Source organism: Flagellimonas yonaguniensis (genome assembly GCF_029193885.1).
GTDB lineage: Bacteria > Bacteroidota > Bacteroidia > Flavobacteriales > Flavobacteriaceae > Flagellimonas > Flagellimonas yonaguniensis.
In genome coordinates, this window is the sequence record NZ_JARFVB010000021.1 from 1 (window position 1) to 18,512 (window position 18,512).

At 44.0% G+C, this 18,512-nt stretch carries 22 protein-coding genes; 4 read left to right on the forward strand and 18 right to left on the reverse strand.

Translation table 11 applies throughout. The features are described from left to right. Window positions 1-154: 154 nt before the first annotated feature. Together PY092_RS18570 and PY092_RS18575 are read right to left on the reverse strand one after the other, a co-directional pair. Window positions 155-1,381, reverse strand: a complete 1,227-nt coding sequence (locus tag PY092_RS18570) for a site-specific integrase (RefSeq protein ID WP_275617248.1) — start codon at window positions 1,379-1,381, stop codon at window positions 155-157. Between the two features lie 487 nt (window positions 1,382-1,868). Further along, window positions 1,869-2,285, reverse strand: coding sequence for a Fic family protein (locus PY092_RS18575; RefSeq protein ID WP_163627722.1), 417 nt, complete (start codon window positions 2,283-2,285; stop codon window positions 1,869-1,871). A gap of 234 nt (window positions 2,286-2,519) precedes the next feature. Here PY092_RS18575 and PY092_RS18580 point away from each other — a divergent pair, with 234 nt between their 5' ends. Next, window positions 2,520-3,416 (forward strand): CorA family divalent cation transporter, encoded by an 897-nt coding sequence (locus PY092_RS18580; protein ID WP_163627702.1) that lies wholly within the window; start codon window positions 2,520-2,522, stop codon window positions 3,414-3,416. A gap of 233 nt (window positions 3,417-3,649) precedes the next feature. Here the strand turns inward: PY092_RS18580 and PY092_RS18585 are convergent, their stop codons facing one another. The 12 genes from PY092_RS18585 to PY092_RS18640 form a co-directional block, all read right to left on the reverse strand. Then, window positions 3,650-4,639, reverse strand: a complete 990-nt coding sequence (locus PY092_RS18585) for a type II toxin-antitoxin system HipA family toxin (protein ID WP_163627700.1) — start codon at window positions 4,637-4,639, stop codon at window positions 3,650-3,652. A gap of 5 nt (window positions 4,640-4,644) precedes the next feature. After that, a complete protein-coding gene (locus PY092_RS18590) occupies window positions 4,645-4,968 on the reverse strand; it encodes a HipA N-terminal domain-containing protein (RefSeq protein ID WP_163627698.1) in 324 nt (107 codons plus the stop codon). After that, complete coding sequence (locus PY092_RS18595; protein WP_163627696.1) at window positions 4,943-5,188, reverse strand: helix-turn-helix domain-containing protein; 246 nt, start codon at window positions 5,186-5,188, stop codon at window positions 4,943-4,945. The genes PY092_RS18590 and PY092_RS18595 overlap by 26 nt, the downstream gene beginning before the upstream one ends. 652 nt (window positions 5,189-5,840) lie before the next feature. Beyond that, on the reverse strand, window positions 5,841-6,317 hold the full coding sequence (locus PY092_RS18600; RefSeq protein WP_163627694.1) for a helix-turn-helix transcriptional regulator: 477 nt from the start codon (window positions 6,315-6,317) through the stop codon (window positions 5,841-5,843). 62 nt (window positions 6,318-6,379) lie between these two features. Beyond that, a complete protein-coding gene (locus PY092_RS18605) occupies window positions 6,380-7,180 on the reverse strand; it encodes a DUF4138 domain-containing protein (protein WP_163627692.1) in 801 nt (266 codons plus the stop codon). Next, window positions 7,180-8,118: a conjugative transposon protein TraM gene (traM, locus tag PY092_RS18610; RefSeq protein WP_163627690.1), complete on the reverse strand. Its 939-nt coding sequence runs from the start codon at window positions 8,116-8,118 to the stop codon at window positions 7,180-7,182. Before traM ends, PY092_RS18605 begins: the two co-directional genes overlap by 1 nt. Further along, window positions 8,099-8,725, reverse strand: a complete 627-nt coding sequence (locus PY092_RS18615; protein ID WP_163627688.1) for a conjugal transfer protein TraK — start codon at window positions 8,723-8,725, stop codon at window positions 8,099-8,101. The genes traM and PY092_RS18615 overlap by 20 nt, the downstream gene beginning before the upstream one ends. A gap of 57 nt (window positions 8,726-8,782) precedes the next feature. After that, the gene (locus PY092_RS18620; RefSeq protein WP_163627686.1) at window positions 8,783-9,613 is read right to left on the reverse strand and encodes a hypothetical protein; all 831 of its coding nucleotides are present in this window, start codon (window positions 9,611-9,613) and stop codon (window positions 8,783-8,785) included. Window positions 9,614-9,619: 6 nt separating this feature from the next. Further along, on the reverse strand, window positions 9,620-10,225 hold the full coding sequence (locus PY092_RS18625) for a conjugal transfer protein (RefSeq protein WP_203532478.1): 606 nt from the start codon (window positions 10,223-10,225) through the stop codon (window positions 9,620-9,622). Then, window positions 10,222-12,633: a TraG family conjugative transposon ATPase gene (locus tag PY092_RS18630; RefSeq protein WP_275617249.1), complete on the reverse strand. Its 2,412-nt coding sequence runs from the start codon at window positions 12,631-12,633 to the stop codon at window positions 10,222-10,224. The genes PY092_RS18625 and PY092_RS18630 overlap by 4 nt, the downstream gene beginning before the upstream one ends. After that, window positions 12,626-12,904 carry a hypothetical protein gene (locus PY092_RS18635; protein ID WP_275617250.1) on the reverse strand — a complete coding sequence of 93 codons (279 nt, stop codon included), beginning with the start codon at window positions 12,902-12,904 and terminating at the stop codon, window positions 12,626-12,628. Before PY092_RS18635 ends, PY092_RS18630 begins: the two co-directional genes overlap by 8 nt. A 1-nt stretch (window position 12,905) precedes the next feature. Beyond that, entirely contained in the window at window positions 12,906-13,193 is a 288-nt protein-coding gene (locus PY092_RS18640; RefSeq protein ID WP_275617251.1) for a hypothetical protein, read from the reverse strand. Window positions 13,194-13,445: 252 nt separating this feature from the next. Here PY092_RS18640 and PY092_RS18645 point away from each other — a divergent pair, with 252 nt between their 5' ends. Further along, window positions 13,446-14,057, forward strand: a complete 612-nt coding sequence (locus PY092_RS18645) for an N-acetylmuramoyl-L-alanine amidase family protein (RefSeq protein WP_275617252.1) — start codon at window positions 13,446-13,448, stop codon at window positions 14,055-14,057. A 70-nt stretch (window positions 14,058-14,127) separates the two neighbouring features. Here the strand turns inward: PY092_RS18645 and PY092_RS18650 are convergent, their stop codons facing one another. From PY092_RS18650 to PY092_RS18665, 4 genes are all read right to left on the reverse strand, one after another. After that, a complete protein-coding gene (locus PY092_RS18650; protein ID WP_275617253.1) occupies window positions 14,128-14,790 on the reverse strand; it encodes a P-loop NTPase family protein in 663 nt (220 codons plus the stop codon). Then, complete coding sequence (locus tag PY092_RS18655) at window positions 14,787-15,326, reverse strand: hypothetical protein (protein WP_275617254.1); 540 nt, start codon at window positions 15,324-15,326, stop codon at window positions 14,787-14,789. Before PY092_RS18655 ends, PY092_RS18650 begins: the two co-directional genes overlap by 4 nt. Before the next feature lie 4 nt (window positions 15,327-15,330). Then, a complete protein-coding gene (locus tag PY092_RS18660) occupies window positions 15,331-15,609 on the reverse strand; it encodes a helix-turn-helix domain-containing protein (protein ID WP_275617255.1) in 279 nt (92 codons plus the stop codon). 285 nt (window positions 15,610-15,894) lie between these two features. Continuing rightward, on the reverse strand, window positions 15,895-16,734 hold the full coding sequence (locus PY092_RS18665; protein ID WP_275617256.1) for an RteC domain-containing protein: 840 nt from the start codon (window positions 16,732-16,734) through the stop codon (window positions 15,895-15,897). Window positions 16,735-17,107: 373 nt separating this feature from the next. Between PY092_RS18665 and PY092_RS18670 the strand changes: the two genes are divergently transcribed. Then, a complete protein-coding gene (locus tag PY092_RS18670) occupies window positions 17,108-17,479 on the forward strand; it encodes a DUF7793 family protein (protein WP_275617257.1) in 372 nt (123 codons plus the stop codon). A gap of 53 nt (window positions 17,480-17,532) precedes the next feature. Then, the gene (locus PY092_RS18675; RefSeq protein WP_275617258.1) at window positions 17,533-18,495 is read left to right on the forward strand and encodes a helix-turn-helix domain-containing protein; all 963 of its coding nucleotides are present in this window, start codon (window positions 17,533-17,535) and stop codon (window positions 18,493-18,495) included. Window positions 18,496-18,512 lie beyond the last annotated feature (17 nt).

Here is an 18,512-nt window from a genome sequence, read left to right on the forward strand (position 1 = left end):
GAATCAATGAGAAGAAAATTGAAAAATAAAAACTAAGTTTAACCCAAGGATAGATCAAATCTGGGCAGTCCATTTGCCATGGTCAGTTTCATCCGGCGAAGGTGGGTCAGTTTACCCGGCTTATCCAACAAAAACTAAGCAAATAAACGATGCTTTATTTGCCTTCCATTCTTTCCACCAACTTTCGCATGTCATCACCAACTTTTCTTTCCAATACCCTTGCGTAAATTTGAGTAGTGGTCAGTTTGGTATGGCCCAGCATTTTGGAAACGGTTTCAATTGGAACACCGTTGGATAGTGTTACCGTTGTGGCAAAAGTGTGCCTAGCAGTATGGAAGGAAATATTCTTGTAAATTCCACAGGCCTTTGTAATCTCCTTTAAATAACTGTTGGTCTTTTGATTGCTCAATACAGGTAACAACTTTCCGTGTACCAATCTTTCATTGCAGTCTTTATATTTATCCAATATCTTTTTTGCTTTCGGCAGCAATGGAACTTTGACCGTTTCATCGGTCTTTTCTCTTTTGGTATAAATCCAAAGGCCCCCATCTATCCCGAACCTCAAATGATCCACTTCCAATGACTTTACATCTCCATAAGCCAATCCTGTATAACATGAAAAAATAAAGGTGTCCTTGACCCTCTCATACCCCCTTCCTGAAAATGTTGTTTCCTCGATGAGCCTGAGTTCCCTTTCGGTCAAAAAAGAGCGTTCACTCTTCTTATAATGCTTTTTATAGTTTACAAACGGGTCTTTGTCCAACCATTCCAACCTCACGGCAAGGTTTACCATTTTTCTTAACCGCTCCAAATGTTTCATGGCCCCATTATTGGTACACTTCTTTCCCTTTTGCAGATCAGGCCCATTTATCAAATAGTTCTCAAAGTCGGTAATGAACTTATAGTTCAATCGCTTTAAGTTGATGTCCTGAATTCTTCGGGTATGCTCCAAAAACCTTTTGAGATACTTTTCTGTACCATAATAGTTTTTCATGGTTCCTGGGCGAAGCTTGTTCTTTTGTGATTCGAAATGGTACTTGATAAGCTCCATGAGGGTCTTGTGCTTTTCATCCTGTCCCAGATAACGGGCTTTGATCGCTTGTGAGGTTATAATCTTGTCCTCACGCAACAACTGTTTATGGGTATCCATGATTTCGCCATACACCTCATCCAGATAGCTATTCAACAAACGGGCCTTGTGGGTAAGCCCATGGAGCCTGCCCTTATTTTCATCCCATTCATTCACCGAAACATAACGTTTCAAACTTATCTCGGCACGTTTTCCATTGACGGTAATACGGGCATAAATGGTCAATTTTTCAGGGTTGTTGGAAATGTCCCTAGTGAAGATTAGAACCTTTAAAGTGTTGGAATTGCGCATAATACATAATTTTTGGGTTTGACAAAACTGGTTTGCAAAACACCCATAAACAGCGTCAAACTGAAGCTAAATTATGCACAAGAAACGTACCGAACCATTCACCGAACTCTACACCTTTTATATGGTTTTATTTGATATCAAATGAATGCATAAAAAACAAAAAGCACTGTCAATCAGTCGATTAACAGTGCTTTGATACCACCTATTTAGTGGTTCGTCGGGGTGGCAGAACTATTAGCCACCATATATGTTATTGACAATCAAAAAGTTACGTTGATTTTATTCACAAAGGTAACCGAATAGGTAACTTTTGACCGTTTCGATTCACTTTCTGATACAAATTTAATAAAATTTGATGAGGGTTCCCAAGATTTAGTATCCCTAACTCTATGAAGGTCATTCCCATAGCAGAAGGAACAATACTGTTCTTGAAAAAGGGATACGGTTCTATAGATTCATTTTATCCAATCTATTTGCCCTTTTCCGTTTATCTATACTTCTGTTTACTGCTTTTGGGTTTGTCTGGGATTGTTGGTTCCACCAATCCAAGATCTATGGCTCTTTGTAGATATTCTGTCCTGAAATGCTCTCTATGGGTAAGGCCCAATAAGTCCATAAGGTCATTACGGCTATGCTCGTTTTGGAATACAGCTATAAGATTTTTAACTTGCTCGGTAACTTTTTCAGAAATGGGAAATATCATTCTGGTAAAACTATCCATGAACTTAAAACATTCTTTGCCATAATTCTGTAAAATCCTTGGGACGCCTGAACCTAGTTGTTCCACCAATTCCAAATCCTTGTAAACCCGCATCAATCCCTTATTTCTTGGAATTGACACACCTTCAAAAAAATCGTCCTTGCTTAGCCCTTGTCCAACTTTTGGATAATTTTTTGTTCCAATATTCTTTTAATCATATATAATCAAGTGAACGTATTCACCAAAAGCAATGTCTTTTAGTGAATTAAACCTCGAAAATTGTTCTTTTACCTGAATTTTAGCGTTCGGACTCCAAAATCCATCAAGATGAGATGGTCCAATAAGAAAACAGTGGATTCAATTCCCAGAACTTTTGGAAAGTGTGTAATTTTAATCCACAATAAAACAACCAAATCAACGGACTGATTAAATATGCCGATGAACAATAAACAACGTACCGCCACCATCAAAGAAAAAAAATACCCTGATTTTACATGGGTCGATATACAGGACCCCTCCGACGAGGAAGCCAATGAACTGGCGACCACCCAAGGTTTGAACCCCATCTTGGTAAAGGATAGCCTGCAGGCAGGGCACCTTCCAAAGCTGGAACACATCGAAGAGGGTTATTTTATGATCCTGAGAGCCTGTACTCAGGAAGTCGACAAACCAACCTCCATCAACGATTTTTCCAACAAGATCGCCTTTTTTGTGTTCAGGGACCGTTTGATCACCATACATAGGGCGGAGTATGCCTTTCTCGACAGTGCTCCCTCCCATATAAAGCATGTGGACGGTCTCGTGCTCCATATCGTGGACAACATGGTGGACAGTTTTCAGGAACCGGTGGAAAACCTGTCCAACAAGATCGATGATATGGAGAACCACATCTTTACCAAAAAAGGGAGCAATCTCACTCTGGAGCAGCTTTACTTCCTGAAATCCAAGGCCCGTATCGGTAAAAAACTGATTGGGCTCATCCAGACCGTCATCAACGAGTTAGCGGTGGGCAAGGGCCACAAGTCTCGATTACAGGACATCAAGGACAGCCTTGCCGCCCATCACCTGCTCTACGACGAGGCCGTGGAGGATACCAACGGGCTTTTGGCCTCTTACCTATCGGTCACTGCACAGAAAAGCAACGATGTCATGAAGGTGCTCACCATCTTTTCGGCTTTTTTCCTTCCCCTGACCTTCATTGCCGGGATATATGGGATGAACTTTGATGTCATGCCCGAGCTTCGCTGGCAAAATGGGTATTTCTATACCTTGGGGGTTATGGTTCTGATCTGCCTGATCGTATTTCTTTGGTTCAAGAGAAAGCGTTTCTTCTAGTTCAAAAACCTATTTTTGCCAAACAATCAGGCTATGGTGCATTATGTAGAGTCCAGATGTTTGTGAAGTTCACTTTTTTGCTTCGAAATAAAGGTGTACTATACAGGAAATATAAAAAGTGAATAAGATTAAGGTCAGTATTAAAGGCTCTTTCAACAGGGCTATGGTTGTAACCAAACTTTATAAACAAAGTGATTACAAAATTATCAATATGATTTTTATCGTTTCACCATTTACCTTTTCAGCTTTCTGAACTGTGCCAAGCGTGTCTGATATGCTTGGAAGAAACTTCTTTTGGTTCTTTCATCCAAAAAAGAAGCCTCCGTGAACCATTGGACCTTTTTGGATTGGGTCAACATATCTTCCATAATGGTCAGAAACTGCTTCTTATGCAATCCAATGGTATCTGAAAGTATGTTGAACTGATTGGGAATATTCGTCTGTGCCATGCTTTTGGGCAAAAGACCTCCGTCTAGGGCAAAGGTGTCGTCATTAACGTGGATAGCGGTATTTAATAGGTCATAAGCTGGACTCAATCGATGATCTCCAAAGGGAGTTTGCAGTACGGAGAAGTTTTTTAAATGGGCATCCCCATTGGAAAATAGATAATTGAAAACCAATAGCTTGAACATTTTAGGTGTTTCCAGTTTATAGGCTGGTAAAAAACGTTGCATCAGCTCGAAAAGATCAAGATAACTTCCTTGATATTTATAGTCTTCACCATCGGTTTGGGGTGTTTTTCCCGCCAAGGTGGCAAAATCCTCTTTGGCCAGTTTACGACCATCCTCTCTAACGTCAAAACGTTTGGTGATATATGCCGGTTCACCGTTCTTAAAAAAAATAAGGGCATTCTCAGCGGTCTCGATTCCATAAACTTGCCGGGCAATCTGCATGGTCAAATGCTCATTTGCCGGCATTTGATCTCGTCGTTTTCCTGCCAGTGGAATAGGCTTGAGAATATGGGTGCCCTTCTCGCCTTCCTTGATCAAACGCAATTGGTTCTTTTCCAACAAGACAGAATACTTTTCCTGTACCCCGGAAATCGAAATCCGCTTTCGATTGTCTTCAAAAAGCTCATCCGTTTCCTCGTTCGATGTAGGCGAATCATATCTCAATACGTGGGATACCTTCCGGTTACTGAACACCCGCTTTAAGCAGGTCCGACTATATGTATCATATCCTTCGGCCAAGGTTCCTGGACAATGTGTTATTTCCGGCATCATAAGTTCTATTCCATTTTTTGTACTGTAATCGCACCCACAGTGTCATAGAGGGCCGTGGTGACCAGCAGTCCGAAATAATCGTCAGGGTCTATTCCCATGCTTTTACAGACCAGTTGTTTATTGGCTCCTTCCGGTAACATATTGTAAAAGAAGGGAAAGAAATGATCCGACCTGTATGCTTCCGATGATTTGGGAAGCGTAAGGCTTATGGGGGGAGTGGTCCCATCCCTGAGCCAGGCCTCAGTATATCGAAACGTATATTGACCATGGTCGTCTTGGGCAAGAATCCCTGCCAATTCCCCTTTATAGTAGATTTTTGCCTGTCTCATTTCCTATTCCAGAAATTTCCTTTACCCTAAGTGTCACTTTCAATCCCAAAACATCCACAATTTTTTCCAAGGAAGACAAGGTTGGATTGGCTTCCCCTTTTTCAATCTTATACAGGGTATTGATACCCACCTGGGCCATTTCTGCCAGCTGTTCCTGGGTTATCCGCATTTGGCTGCGACGTTCTTGTATAATATGACCTATATGCTTTTTGGCATTCATACTAACACATCTATACCCACACTATAATGTGGTTTCAGGATTATATTCTACGTTTCAGTATAAAAATACATTAATTTTCACAATATAATGTGTTTTTAAAGGTTTTTTTAGATTTTGCCAGTGATTTTCATTTAGATTCCACACTATACTGTGTAATTTAAATCTTCAAATCAATGTAAGACAAAGGTTTTATTCAACTGATAAATGCCACCATGGCTTCCTTTATATGGAAACGCCGGTCATCCTATACCACCCTCACGCGATTAAATTGAGTAACTTCCAACATAGCACAAAAAAATGACTTTCAAGTCAGTACAATCAAATATTGAATGGCTCAAATTTTTCCGTTTTTAGTAGTCTCTTCCATCCCGCCCAACCAGAAAATATCATACCGGTGTAAAATCCGGACTTAGTATACCGGTTTCGCCATAAAAAACTGAGCATAAGAAAAATAGTTCCAATTGTTTGGAAACCATACTTCTAAGATAAAATTGGCTATGGTTAAAAAGTCTGTTTTAGGTGTTTATGTCTACCATACTTTCGATTAAAGAGTACAACTTACCTTGTAATATCTTCGCATTCATTAATTTGACAAGGCTTTCTTTGAGTAGCCTATTTACGGTATTTAATGGAGCACTTTGATCGGCTTTATCTAAGGTGTGGGAAAGGTTGCGTTAATGGAGCTGGCAACAGCGGCAACCTTTTTTGCACCATAAAATCGGGAAATCTCCTTTTTCTCCTGGTCATTGCCACGCTCAAGCAAACGTCTGATGACCGCCTTGTATTTCCTGCCCCAATCCATGGTTTCGATATCCGTATCCCAGAAAAGGGATTTTCTCAAAATCGAGAAATCTGGTGTTTTTGCACGCTGACCCTCCTTCTCTTTTTTAATGTCGTAAAATGCCTGTAAAAGGACCAAACTACCTTCCTGCAACCCCAGTTTATCCTCAATCCTTAAGGCCAATGCGGTATTAAGGTCACGCCTTTGGCCGATAATGGCATTCAAGGTCTGTGGATGCTCACCTATGGACAGGACAAAAGGGCGCTGCTTAAGGGAGCGTTTTTTCAGTTCCCTTTTCAGTACCTGGCCCGGGTGTATCCCCCTATATTTCTCAGCATATGAAACCATACTATAAGTATAAACAAAATTGTTTACATTTTATGGTAAGATGTATCCCTTTGTTTGGGATATTACTTTTTCCAGGATACTATAACTCTCCTGCTCCCGTTCAGTTCCTTGAGCTCCAGCATCAGCTTTTCATTATCACCCAAAACAAATTTGGGTAGCACATAAACAAAACGCTGGCTTTTCCCATCAATAATGGCATATGGCATTTTATGTTTGTGAACGACCATTAGGGGTAATCGTTGGTAAGAGGTCTTTCTTTTAGGGTTTCGGTTGGTCCGGTATACCTTAAGATAGTCTATCTCAAAGTTGATTCCAGAATTGTTTTTTACTTCGATGACCAGGTAGACTTCGGAATCATCGTATACCATGTTCTGCAACTGTATCCGGATTCCTTTTTTGCGTTTTGTGGCCATGGTCTTATGGCCAGATCCAAGTAAATATTGGCTTGCCCTTTCAAAATAAGCCCTCCTTTCCTTGTTGGAAGCGGCAGTACCCTTTTCAAGCTCCGGTATTTCCATCACGGACCTTTCGGTCCCGATACTTTGTGAGCTGGTAACAAAATGGTTCAATTTGTCGAGCTGTTTTTGGTATTTCAGGATATAGGAATATACCCGTCCATCCTTGGTCAACACCAATAGGTTGCTTTCTTTGCCCGGACTGGCTTGTACCAAACCAAGGTACTGCTCCTTTTCCCGGTTATAGGTAAACACAAAATTCGGAGCGCCCACAATGCCCTGACGGATAGGTTCAGGAAAGAACAAAGCCACGTTTTTATGCTCGTTCGCATAGATGGTGTCCAAATGTTTTTGTGCCGACATTTGGCTGCTTATTATAAGTATGGAGATTATTAAAATACGTTTCATTATTTCAGCTTTAAAATGAGTTGATAATTGTCCATTACGGTCACCTTTACTTGGCGGTTGTCCCTTTGAAAAAGTGATTTGATGCCCCTGACCTGTGGCACACCACCGATATTGATATCATCAATGGCATCCCCAACCACTTCCCTTCCGGCCTCCGCCCGAAAACTGTTCTCGATGTAGATGCCCTCGCTGCCATCCTGAAGGTCATATGCTCCGAGATTTATGGGGTTGTGGTCGATATGTTCAATATTGATCATGGCCCTGTTGGGTTTAAAGCTCACGAATCCGTAAATGGCCGTATTCCTTGGAATCACGGTACCATTGATCATGGCCTCTTCCAAGAGCCGCATCCGTAATCGGTTATGCTGGCGTACCGTTTGGGTGCCATCCACCCTGGCCAGGATCTGGGCATCCGTGGTTTCGTTCACCTCCATGAGCCTTTCCATGGGGTTTGAGGCAAAGAACAACTCGTGCTCCAATGCCAATTCCTTCACTTCAACAGATGGGTCTTTAGTATCCATTTCTTTTGTGGTGGCGATGGAATCCGGTCTGGCGTTGCCCAATGCCTCTTTAGCTGTTTTGGATTTCCGGTATGTCCCTTCCGAGTAATCAATGCGCCCCTCGTTGTAGATACTGTCAATGATCCGTATCCTTTTCTTTTCCATCAGGTCCGGGTCGTATACACCCGTAGAATCCAAGAGACCCTCGTCATAAATGCTCGGGGCGTTGGTCTGCCGCTCTTCCTTGATGGCATCCAGGGCCTCCAGTTTGGTTTTGTACTGCTCCTGCTCCTCCCCCAGTTCCGGTACCGGAATCTGGTTGTTATCAATACTTGGCTCTTCGTCCCCGCCCAATGCCATCATCGCATAGCCCACAATGAACAGGACCACGCAAAGCATGACTGCCGCAAAGACAATCTTATTTTTCTCTACTTTCATAATTTTCAATTCTTTTTAAAGTGTTTTCAAAAAAGTTGGTGATCAACAGGCCATGGGTGTTGTTCGGAAAGTTCCGGTCCACATGGATCAGGTTCCCCGTGGTGGTCAGCTCATAGGTATCGGTGACCGACCCCCGGTTGATCTCAAATACGGTGACGGTCTCAAACCTATAGGGTTCCGATTGCAGGTCCACCTTGGATGCTATGCTCAGTACTTTCTGTACCAAGGAATATTGCAGCAAACGGTTATAGACCCCTTCCGCTTTTTTCTGCCGGTAGAGGGCGTCCACCGAGCTGTTGCCCAGCCACAGTGCCTTTTCAAGGTTGTTCTCATAATTGCTGACATCGATTCCATAGAAATAGCGGTGGAACAGTTCCAGATGCGCCTTGGCCTCCACTTCGAGGTTTTCCAATTGGGAGACCATTTTTAATGGAATCACGCTCCCATCCCCGTTGACCACAAAGGCATTGTCCATACTTTCCCTGTGGAGCTTGATGACCATCAGTACCGAAACGATACAGGTCAGTACAGCCCCGATGACCGTAGCCAACACGATAAAGCGGTTGAGCTTTAGGACATCGTATATGTTTTTATAGGGTGTTTTCATTTCAGTAGTAGTTTTTAGTGCAGATAATATGCAATTATAAATGTGCCTTAGGCACCCTTAGGCACCAAAGAGTTTGAAGGTAACGGAGGTGGCCTTGCGGTACAGTTTGAACTTCAACAGCACGATGAATCCAATGGAAGCCAGTTCGATCAGGGGGGCAAAAAACTCACTGCCCCAGTCCGTCCCGAACAGGTTGTTCCAAAAATCCGTGTTGATCTCCGTGTACAGGGCATTGACGAAGACATTGACCAAAAAGAAGGCCGGTACGAGCATATAGACCCCCGCATAAAGCTTAAAGAAGTTATAGGCCAGTCCCCTGAACTTTTCGAACACGGCCAAGCTGATCACTAGGGGAAAGAAGGCCCGCATAATGCCCAACAAGAAAAATCGTTCCGCCAAAAACAATGGGTAAATGAACAGGTCCATCAACCAAAGAAAAATCCCGATGATAAAGGCCAGCACCTTCAAACCGTACAAGGGGGTCACCAAGGCCTCGTACAACAGTGCCAAAGCCTTTTTGGCGGCCTCCAGTGCGCCCACATCCCGTTCCAGATCCACATCCTGTAGCTGTAACGGGAGGAGCGCCGGGGCCGTATCCCGGTATTGGGACTCAATGGAGACCAAAATGGCATCAAAGACATCCAGCACCTGTGTGGAGAAAATCACCAAGATCACAATGGCAAAATTCTTGGCCAGTTCCGTGGGGGTCAGCCCCCAGGTATGGCCATCCGTCGAAGCGATGCCCTCATTGTACTTCTTTAGGATGTTCACCAAAAAGAACAGGACGGCCAGTGCCTTCATGCCCGTAATGGTGTACTGGGCAAAATCACTGTCCATTATCGTCCGGTAGACCGCATCCACATATTCCAATCCTATTCCCAAGAACATAACTGCTTAATAATTAGTTTCACGGTTGTTGATCCTGTCCTGCATCTTCCGAAAGGAGATGATCTCCCTATAGCGTCTGGTCTTGACCTCCAGTTCTGCCACCATTTCCTGGGACTGGACTTTCTTTTCCATCAAAATGGCCGTGCGTTCCGCATCGGTCATTTTCAAAAAATCACTGGACAGGATCTGGTTCACAAAATCCAGGTCGTCAATGGCCGTGTTCATAATCTGTTCAAATGAGCGGGATACCTGCTCTACTTCCCCAGCTTTGATATAAGGGGAATTCAAAATATCCCTTACATCTTGCTGTACGGTCCTGAACAAAATCTCATTGTTCTTGGTCAGCTCCTGTAGGGCTTTCAATTGTTTGATGGTATTGCTGACCTTGACGACATTATCCTTTTGCTCTTTTAGAAATTGCACCGTCTTCAATAGCTCTGAGGTCTGTTTGGCCGACTCCACCAGCGACTTGGTCATGCTGATGAAGTTCGTATTGTCATACACCGGCATCCCCTGGCAGGCAGCGCCTGCCGGCAGTAATAAGGTGAAGGTTAAGGCAAATCCCAGTGTAAGGATCTTTTTCCCAAAAGTGGGCTTTCTAATTGTTTTCATGTCGCTTTGTCTTTATGGTTAATGAATGTTTTGATGGCTTGTTCCATATCGTTTGTTTTTTCAAAAAGTTCAATGAGTTGTGTACTCTCAGTCCCATCGGTCAGATAGGCAGCATAGACCTCGGGGGGCACTTCCAAGCGGAAGATGTTGCTCTCCTTTCCTATCTTGATGAATATTTCGGTGTACTTCCTATCCCCGGTCAGGTTATTGCGGATGGACCGCAGCTGCTCCAGGTCATGGGACGATAGGTTCAATCTGGTTTTCAGTTCGTCATAGCCCTTTTCGTTACGGAGGCTGTAAATTATCTGTGTGTTCTCCAAAATGCTCGCGGAGGTGGAATTGTTGGGCAATTGGTTGATGGACTGTAGGATGATGCCAATGGCGCCGTTCTGCTTCCGAATGGCCTGATAGTAGAATTCCACACTTTCCAATACATTGGGAAACTTCAGCTGCTTGGCAAACTCATCGAACAGGATGATGCCCCGCTCCGAACGGTTCCGCCAAATGGTCCGTTGGATGGCCGACTTGATGAGCTTGAGCATCACGGAGAGGATTTCCTTGTTGTCCCGTACCTCGTCCAGTTCAAAGACGATCAACCGCTTGTCCTCGATGGTATAGGTCTGGTCGGCCCCCGCATTGAACAGGAAGCTGTAAGGACCTTCTTCCACATATTCCGAGAGGATATGCAGAAAGTCATAGCTACTGAAATGGGCTTCCTTAATCTGTAGTTCTTGGATAAGGGTATCTTTTCGATGGTCCACAAACCGGTAGAGGGAAGCCAAGGAATGATTCTGTCTGACTTTCTTGTAATAGAGCAGCAAGACTTTTTTGATGGCTACTTCTTGGGATTTGGAAGCATTGTCCGCTGCAAGGAGTTCCAAGAGAAATACAGCGAGGTCTTCCAAACGCTCTGGGGTCAAATCGGATTCCTCCGAGATATAAAAAGGATTGATGCCGAGATTTTTTCCTTGCTCGTAGCGCAGGATAATATGTTGGTCGGGATAGAGCTTCGCAAATTTGGCATAGGAGCCGCCCAAATCGATTAGGACCAGCCGGACCCCCTGCTCAAAATATTGTCGCAGAATGTTGTTGGCCAAAAAGGACTTGCCCTCACCCGTTGGGGCGAAAATGGCAAAGTTCCGTGCCTTGATGCGTTTTTTCCGTTCGTCCCAGACATCCTTCAAGACAGGGATGTTGTGCTGGCGGTCATTGAATAGAATCCCCGTATCATCAGATCTGTAATTTGTGTTGTTGATGTACAGGCACAGGGCATGTTTGAGATCCGTGACATAGAGATCTTCGTTGGAGAAGTTGGTGGCATGGCAGGGATTCGAGTTCAAAAAGTAGTGCTTGCGTTCCTCGCCATTGGGATGATAGGGCACCATGTCCAATTCCTTGAACTCGGCCTTGATCTTGGAGCCAATCCGTTTTACCTGTTCGGTTTCCGGATGCCAAAAAATGATATTGAGATGGCCACGGATGATACGGGAGGAGTCATCGGTATTGATTTGGTCCAGGATATTTTGGACCTTTTTGAGGACGACCTTGTTCTGGGAACCGAAGTTGGAACTTTTGCCCAGTTCCTCCACTTTTTTGTCCAGGAGTTTACGCCACTTGTGTTTGTCATCCAGATAGAGAATGTGGTTGATGATGTGGTTCTCGTTAAGGTCCAACCCCAATCCATCGATAAACCCTTGATGAAAGCTAAAGTCATCCGAGGTGAATCTTTCATTGATCTTACTGCTCTGTACCGTTCCTCCAAAACACCCTTCATTGTTGACCGCTATCACATCAAAAAAATGGTCACCAATCTCGATCTGTTTTTTATTCAACAAAATATCCGTATCGAAATCCGAATTGAAACCATTGTAATAATCGTTCGTATGGATGAGAATGTCAGTGGGTAGCATGGGCATTAATGACACTCTTTGGCCATTGTTGATGAAGGAAACCGCATCGTTCACCGCTGTGATGAATTCCGCTACCTGGACGTCCAATTTTCGATAATAGCCTTTTTCCGTTTTCCGGAAGGGATTCACATACTTGGCCGCATTCAGCGTTTTGTCCAGAGGCAGCACAAAGAACAGATGGCTTTGATGGCTCAGGTATTCCCTGCCCTTAAAATAATCATGGGTGGCCTTTTCCAAAAAAGTACGATCGGGTAATTGCCCCGCATTATAGCCCACTTTTTGGTATATCTCTTGTTTAAGGATTACCGTTCCCGAGGGCAGGGATTTGAAAGCCTGGAACCACATACTGTGCAGTTCCTCAAAATCGGGCTCGGAAAGGGAATACACCTCGGGCAGTGCCACCTCATAGCACAAAACTACATTGCCGTTGTTGGCAAACACGGTATGCCCTTGGATATCCAGAATGGGATGATGTGAATTTAGGTTGATTTTATCCATAGGAAAGCGGACTTAGTTTTTTATTGCTGATGGTTTGGGGGAAGACCTTTTGGATAGCAAATACATTTGGGTTTTTGGCCCACTGCGCCAATGCCCCGAACAACAGGGCATTGAACAACAGCAGGGCTACGATGACACCAAGACTGAAGGAAAAGATGATGATCAGCAGGGAACCGATGACCGATACCATCATCAGGGCAAATAGGGAAAGGGGCAGCCCCATGATCATGGCCCGTTTGCGGATATTTCGATAGACCTCGTACTTCTTCATCCTATACCACGATTCCAATGAGATAGGTAAAGATGCCCACCACGGCCCCCGCGATCAGTACAAAGACCAGTACCCGGGTAATCCCTTTTTTCAAATCGGAGTTCTCTCCAAAGAAATGACCGGCATTGAACAAAAAGCCCACCAAGAAAATAACGCCCAAAATGATGGGGAAGATGGCCCGTATGGTATCGGAAATATCATTGACCGAATCCTCAATGCCCCCGATCTGGGCGAAAAGGCCATAGGGGATAAAAAATGTTGACAGGGTGAAATACAGTGCTTTTTTCATATCAAAAAGTGTTAAAAATTCGCTTGGTTTTGATATTTGAAAATTACCGTATATTTATACACAAATAACTGTATATCAGATATTTGTGAATAACATATTCATTGATATGATTTAGTTTTTATTGCTGCGAATTGACATCAAAATCTATGTAAAAAGCGGAATGCCATGTTGATAACCTTAAAACCTTGGACATGCAAAACCCTCAAAAAGGTCAAACTTCGACTTCGCTCAGTTCAAGTTTTTGTCCTTTTGATGGTCAAAATTTGTGTCATTTTTGGTCAGGGAGTGCCCGATAAAAAAATCTTGGTCATTGACCCCGGACATGGTGGGGTGGATTCCGGCGCCATTGGGGTATACGGAGTTAGGGAAAAGGATGTGGACTTAAGCGTGGCCAGGGAAGTCCTTCGATGGAACCATACCCTTTTGGATGGTAAATATGATATCTATCTCACACGGTACACCGATACCTTAGTATCCCTTGGCAATCGATCCGGATTGGCAAAAGCCCTTCATGCCGATGTGTTTGTGTCGCTGCATTGCAACCATGCAGAAAATTCGGAAGCAAAAGGTATGGAGGTATATGTCCACAATTCACAGAACCGTTGGAAGGAATCCCTTGAACTTGGCTTATCGATTTTGGTTGAAGCTGTGGACAACCTTGGAATCCATGACCGAGGCGTCAAAACTGCCAATTTTCAGGTCTTACGAGAGAATATCCATTGTGATTCGGTTTCGGTCTTGGTCGAATTGGCCTTCCTGTCCCAGCAGGATGAAGCAGGTTATCTATCAAAGGGAAGGAACATCAGGGCCATCGCCCTTGCCATACTATTGGGCATTGACAAGTTTAAAAATCTGGAACCATGAAAGCATTTTTAATGGAGATCATCAAGGTCATCGGAAAACTATTGGGAATGGTGCTCAAACGGCAATGACGTTATTTGCGTTTGTCCTTGCTGTCCCTTTCAAAGGCCACCAGATTGAACATCTGCCGCATGCGGCTCCTTACCCGCTTGCCATAACGTTCCTCCAGTTCCCGGGCATTGAGGTTGGTGGTACAATGGGTTCGTATATTATGGTTGACAAAAAGCTCGTAGCGTGATAACAGGATCTCCCCCATCACATTGCAATCCTTCCCATAATGCCTTCCCGTGGGTTCCACGCCAAGGTCATCAAAACAAAAGTACTGCCCGTTGCCGTAATCCTCAATGACCTTGAAGCCAATGTGGTTGAACCCGAACACGATATTTCGGCTGGGAATGACAGAATACGGTTTTTGGTAGGGCACCAGGAATTTCAATAGCCGCATCAGACTGGTCTTGCCACAACCCACGGGCCCGGACAGCAACAGTCCCTTGTTGGGGTCGATGCCGTCCTTTTTGCAGCTGTCATAGTCCTTGATGATATAGTTGCAGAGTTTCAGCAATATCCCACGGTCTTCCTTGTAGATCCTGAACCGTTCCCCGAACATCAGCTTGCCCTTGGCCTCCAGATAGATGAGCATCTTGTCAAAATCATATAGGATGTTGTTGCCGCTCAGCTCCCCCAAGCGGTAGGTCAGGTTGCCCTCCGTGATGATATGTGGATGGTCCAGTTTCATAGTGGTTCCCCGTAATCCTTGTCCGAGGTGGTTTTTAGGTTGTCCCGATTTTGGCCAAGCCCGTTAGGTTTGTTGTCGTTTTCAAAATCCAACGGAATCAAATTTTTTAAATTTTCCGGTTTGTTATTGTTTTTATGGTTTGTTCTAGTTTGTATATGTTTTATTATAGGTACCAGTGCTTGTCCACTGCTTGTCCCGATTTTGGTACGGCTTCGGCACACAGCTTGTCCATCACTTGTCCCAAAATCGAACATCTTGATACGGCTCCCCTTAAAAGGGTTATGGGAAGGGATATATAGCAAATAGTTCCAATGGCTCAACTGCTTGATACATTTATGGTAAGTGGACTTGGAACCTATTTTTGAAAAGTCCATGACCTCTTCCCTGTTGATATGGAATTCCTCCCTAAAAAAATTATGGTTCCAAAGCTGAAAAAGGGCTACGTACAGACTGATATGGGTCGGGTTCAAACGGTTGTCCTTGGCAAATTGGTCAAAGACACCGTTCAGGTGTTTGATATAGTTGATGTCCTCCAAACCCCTAGAAGTTCTTGTTGACCTTGTTCCGCTCCAACACTTCCATGATCTCCCGCTGATCGTAATAGAGCACCCCTCCTATTTTGGTATAGGGCAATGTGCCATTGATACGCAAATTCTGTAAGGTTCCCGGGGAAATGCCCAATAGTTCCCGCACTTCATTGGATTTTAGCCATTTTTTGGGCGTTGGGCCGTTGTGGTTTTGCAATAGTTCCTTGATGTCTTCCAAAAGTTCCACTTTGAACTCCATCAGGTCTTCCGAGGTAATAATGGTCGCTCCCATAGTTTCTGAGTTTTTAAAAAGAAGGACCATCGCATTACTGTCATTTCATTTGATGGCCCTTCCATCGATTTGACTTTCATCACAAAACTGATAAAGGTTTTTGGAAAAAATTCCCAAGTTGGTACCAACTTGGGAAAGATTTTTTTGTCATACAATTTGTTTCGTTTTAGTGCTATTTGGATTTTTGGGAGGTCCACAAAAGCTTGAAAATGGGAAAAATCGGTCCCCAAAACCCCCGAAAACCAAAATTCCCAAGTTGGTACCAACTTGGGAAAAATCCGGGGGCTATTCTTCCAGGGATTCCATCCGCTGGTTGAGCATCTCGATGAGCCGTTCCAAGAACCTTGTCCTACTGCTCTTGCGCGATCGGATATCGATAAAGGTGTGGTAGTAATTGCCCAGATCGACATTGTAAAAGTATTCGAAATGGGAGGCCATTTCCTTGATGTCCACTGTACCGCCGTTGATAGATTTACTGGTATGTAGGGCATAAAGGAGCTCGATGAGATCGGTCTTGCTCCCCGTCCAAAAAAGTTTTGATGGTTTTTCCATTGCTGTGTTCTTTGTAGGTTCCATATTGTTGTTGAGATCGTCCACTTCCTTTCTCAGATATACAATAAGCATGTCGTAGGCCATAATGGTGGCCACCGTGCCGTCCTGACAGGTGGAGAACTGGTCATCGATCAAAAAGTGGAAGGATTCCAGGGGCATGCGCAGGTCCCGGTTGCCGCGAACAAAGTATTGTTCATCCATGGACATGGCCCCACGCCGGTAATAATTATAGAATTCCAGGTTGTCGTTGAAGAAAGTCTGCAACTTGTCTATCTGTTGCTGGAGGTATTTGACCTGGGCCACATCCTTTCCACGAGGCCGTTTGCTCTCAATGCTGAAAAGCCTGATGTAATAGATGAGCTTGCTAAAGATCTGGGGCTTGACATGCTTAAAAAAATAGATCTCATCGGCCTGTGTTTCAAAATCCTGGCCCACGATCTGCTTTTGCAGTTTACGGATACATTTCTCCACCAGTGCAATGCCCTTCTCGGCCTTAAATAGAATATCGCCGTTCCCGCTTTCCAGGGTTTCCAACTGGCCCTCAAATTCCGATAGCAGTTTTTGATATTTCATTATAGGTAATCTTTAGTAGTCTCCAAAAGCTTGCCGTATTCCCTTCCCAAGTCATATGAGTGAGGTGGGGAACTATACATCAATCAAGTTTGGGGAACTTTTGAATTGGACATCCTTCAAATCAATCCAATCGGTACCAAATCAGTTGTCCAAATTTGGACTCCTGACCTTAATGGGTATCAAACCGCACTTTTTCAAACTAATCAAAATCCATAAAATTTTGTGTTCAAGGGGCAGGTAGCACCTAAAATAATCCCTGACAGATATGTTTTTTTGCATTTTAGAGCCTATTTTGTTAAAAAAGCAGATTTTTCTTGTTAAATGATTTTCTAAAAATTTTATAATTTAACCACCCTTTTTGAAATCGCGAAGGATGAAAAGAATTGTGAAAACCGAATTGGCCACCATGTGGTTGGAGAACGATGTCCTCTTTTTTGCTTGGAAAGAGCAGGTCTCCATTGACCTTTCGGGAGCCCAAAAAACGGTGGCCCGTCGCATGCTCCTGCAACAGGGAAAGCCCTATCGTATCCTTTGCAACATCAACGGGGTCAGGCATATCGAGAAGGATGCCTGGCACTATCTATCCGGAGAAGGTGCCGAACTGGTCGAGGAATTGGTCCTGATAGCGGCCACACCCCTGGAACGGGTCTTCTCCAAATATATTTCGACCCGAATGCGTTCGGCGCCCATCAAAGTGTTCCCCGACATGGAAACGGCCCGCAAGTACCTGATGCAGCATCGATAGGTAGGTGTATACCGTTTCCGATCATTTTACGGATGTAAGACAAGGAAACGATTATGGACAGCCCGGAAAACAAAAAGCGATTGGAGGATATCTACACCCAATTGGTACATATTGCCAATGGGAACTTCTCATACCAAATCGAACGGACGGACAAAAACGATGCACTGGAGGCCCTGACATTTTTGGTCAACTCGACCACCGAGGAACTCAGGGACGCCTTTCTGTACCAAGGGTTCATCAAACTGCCCAATTCCTACGATATGGTAGTTCAATTGTTCTTTGAACTGGACACCAAAGGTCATATCGTCAGGATAAACCCTACAGTCGAAACATTATTGAACCATAAGGAAGGGGTCTTAATCGGGCGTCCCTTTGTGCAGCTCTTGGCCAAGGACTACCAAAAGGGATGGAAAAAACTGCTGAATTCATCCCCAAAAAATCGGGTTTGGGAACTGACCCTACAACTGACCTTTACCGAACGATCAAGGCTCCAGCTCCCTGCCCATTGCAAGGTCATTTATTTCCCGGAACATGAAGGCAAAAAGGGAACTTTTAAGGTGACCTCCTTTAATCTGGTCAAAAATGATGGAACGGGCCAAGGTTTCATACAAAAGAAACTGAAAAAACAATTACAGGACCATGGCCTTTTGCCAAAACCACAAAAAATACAGACCCATATCCTCCACGCCATGGACATGGAGAACCTTAGGATCGCCGAACGGTATATCATGGATAACCTAGATAAGCCCCTGCCTTCAATCAAAGAGCTAGCCCATATTTGCAACACCAACGAATACAAGTTCAAAAAGGGATTCAAGGAGTTTTTCGGAATGACGGCCTTTCAATATCAAAAACATGAACGGCTCAGAAAGGCCCATATCCTGATAGAGCACTCCAACAAAACCATCCTTGCCATTGCCAGGACCGTAGGTTTCAAAAAGGGCAACCACTTTGCCCGGGAATTCAAAAAAAGGTACGGATATAGTCCCTCTGTGTTGAGAAGACTGTCAAAATAATCCTTTTCAGAGCCTAA

Coding starts and splice junctions, on each gene's coding strand:
- PY092_RS18580 (WP_163627702.1), top strand. CDS start 2,520: ATGAACAATAAACAACGTACCGCCACCATCAAAGAAAAAAAATACCCT.
- PY092_RS18590 (WP_163627698.1), bottom strand. CDS start 4,968: ATGAGACAGGCAAAAATCTACTATAAAGGGGAATTGGCAGGGATTCTT.
- PY092_RS18650 (WP_275617253.1), bottom strand. CDS start 14,790: ATGAAACTGGACCATCCACATATCATCACGGAGGGCAACCTGACCTAC.
- PY092_RS18645 (WP_275617252.1), top strand. CDS start 13,446: ATGGTCAAAATTTGTGTCATTTTTGGTCAGGGAGTGCCCGATAAAAAA.
- PY092_RS18595 (WP_163627696.1), bottom strand. CDS start 5,188: ATGAATGCCAAAAAGCATATAGGTCATATTATACAAGAACGTCGCAGC.
- PY092_RS18640 (WP_275617251.1), bottom strand. CDS start 13,193: ATGAAAAAAGCACTGTATTTCACCCTGTCAACATTTTTTATCCCCTAT.
- PY092_RS18615 (WP_163627688.1), bottom strand. CDS start 8,725: ATGAAAACACCCTATAAAAACATATACGATGTCCTAAAGCTCAACCGC.
- PY092_RS18670 (WP_275617257.1), top strand. CDS start 17,108: ATGAAAAGAATTGTGAAAACCGAATTGGCCACCATGTGGTTGGAGAAC.
- PY092_RS18665 (WP_275617256.1), bottom strand. CDS start 16,734: ATGAAATATCAAAAACTGCTATCGGAATTTGAGGGCCAGTTGGAAACC.
- PY092_RS18600 (WP_163627694.1), bottom strand. CDS start 6,317: ATGGTTTCATATGCTGAGAAATATAGGGGGATACACCCGGGCCAGGTA.
- PY092_RS18675 (WP_275617258.1), top strand. CDS start 17,533: ATGGACAGCCCGGAAAACAAAAAGCGATTGGAGGATATCTACACCCAA.
- PY092_RS18635 (WP_275617250.1), bottom strand. CDS start 12,904: ATGAAGAAGTACGAGGTCTATCGAAATATCCGCAAACGGGCCATGATC.
- PY092_RS18630 (WP_275617249.1), bottom strand. CDS start 12,633: ATGGATAAAATCAACCTAAATTCACATCATCCCATTCTGGATATCCAA.
- PY092_RS18585 (WP_163627700.1), bottom strand. CDS start 4,639: ATGATGCCGGAAATAACACATTGTCCAGGAACCTTGGCCGAAGGATAT.
- PY092_RS18605 (WP_163627692.1), bottom strand. CDS start 7,180: ATGAAACGTATTTTAATAATCTCCATACTTATAATAAGCAGCCAAATG.
- PY092_RS18620 (WP_163627686.1), bottom strand. CDS start 9,613: ATGTTCTTGGGAATAGGATTGGAATATGTGGATGCGGTCTACCGGACG.
- PY092_RS18660 (WP_275617255.1), bottom strand. CDS start 15,609: ATGGGAGCGACCATTATTACCTCGGAAGACCTGATGGAGTTCAAAGTG.
- PY092_RS18570 (WP_275617248.1), bottom strand. CDS start 1,381: ATGCGCAATTCCAACACTTTAAAGGTTCTAATCTTCACTAGGGACATT.
- PY092_RS18625 (WP_203532478.1), bottom strand. CDS start 10,225: ATGAAAACAATTAGAAAGCCCACTTTTGGGAAAAAGATCCTTACACTG.
- traM (WP_163627690.1), bottom strand. CDS start 8,118: ATGAAAGTAGAGAAAAATAAGATTGTCTTTGCGGCAGTCATGCTTTGC.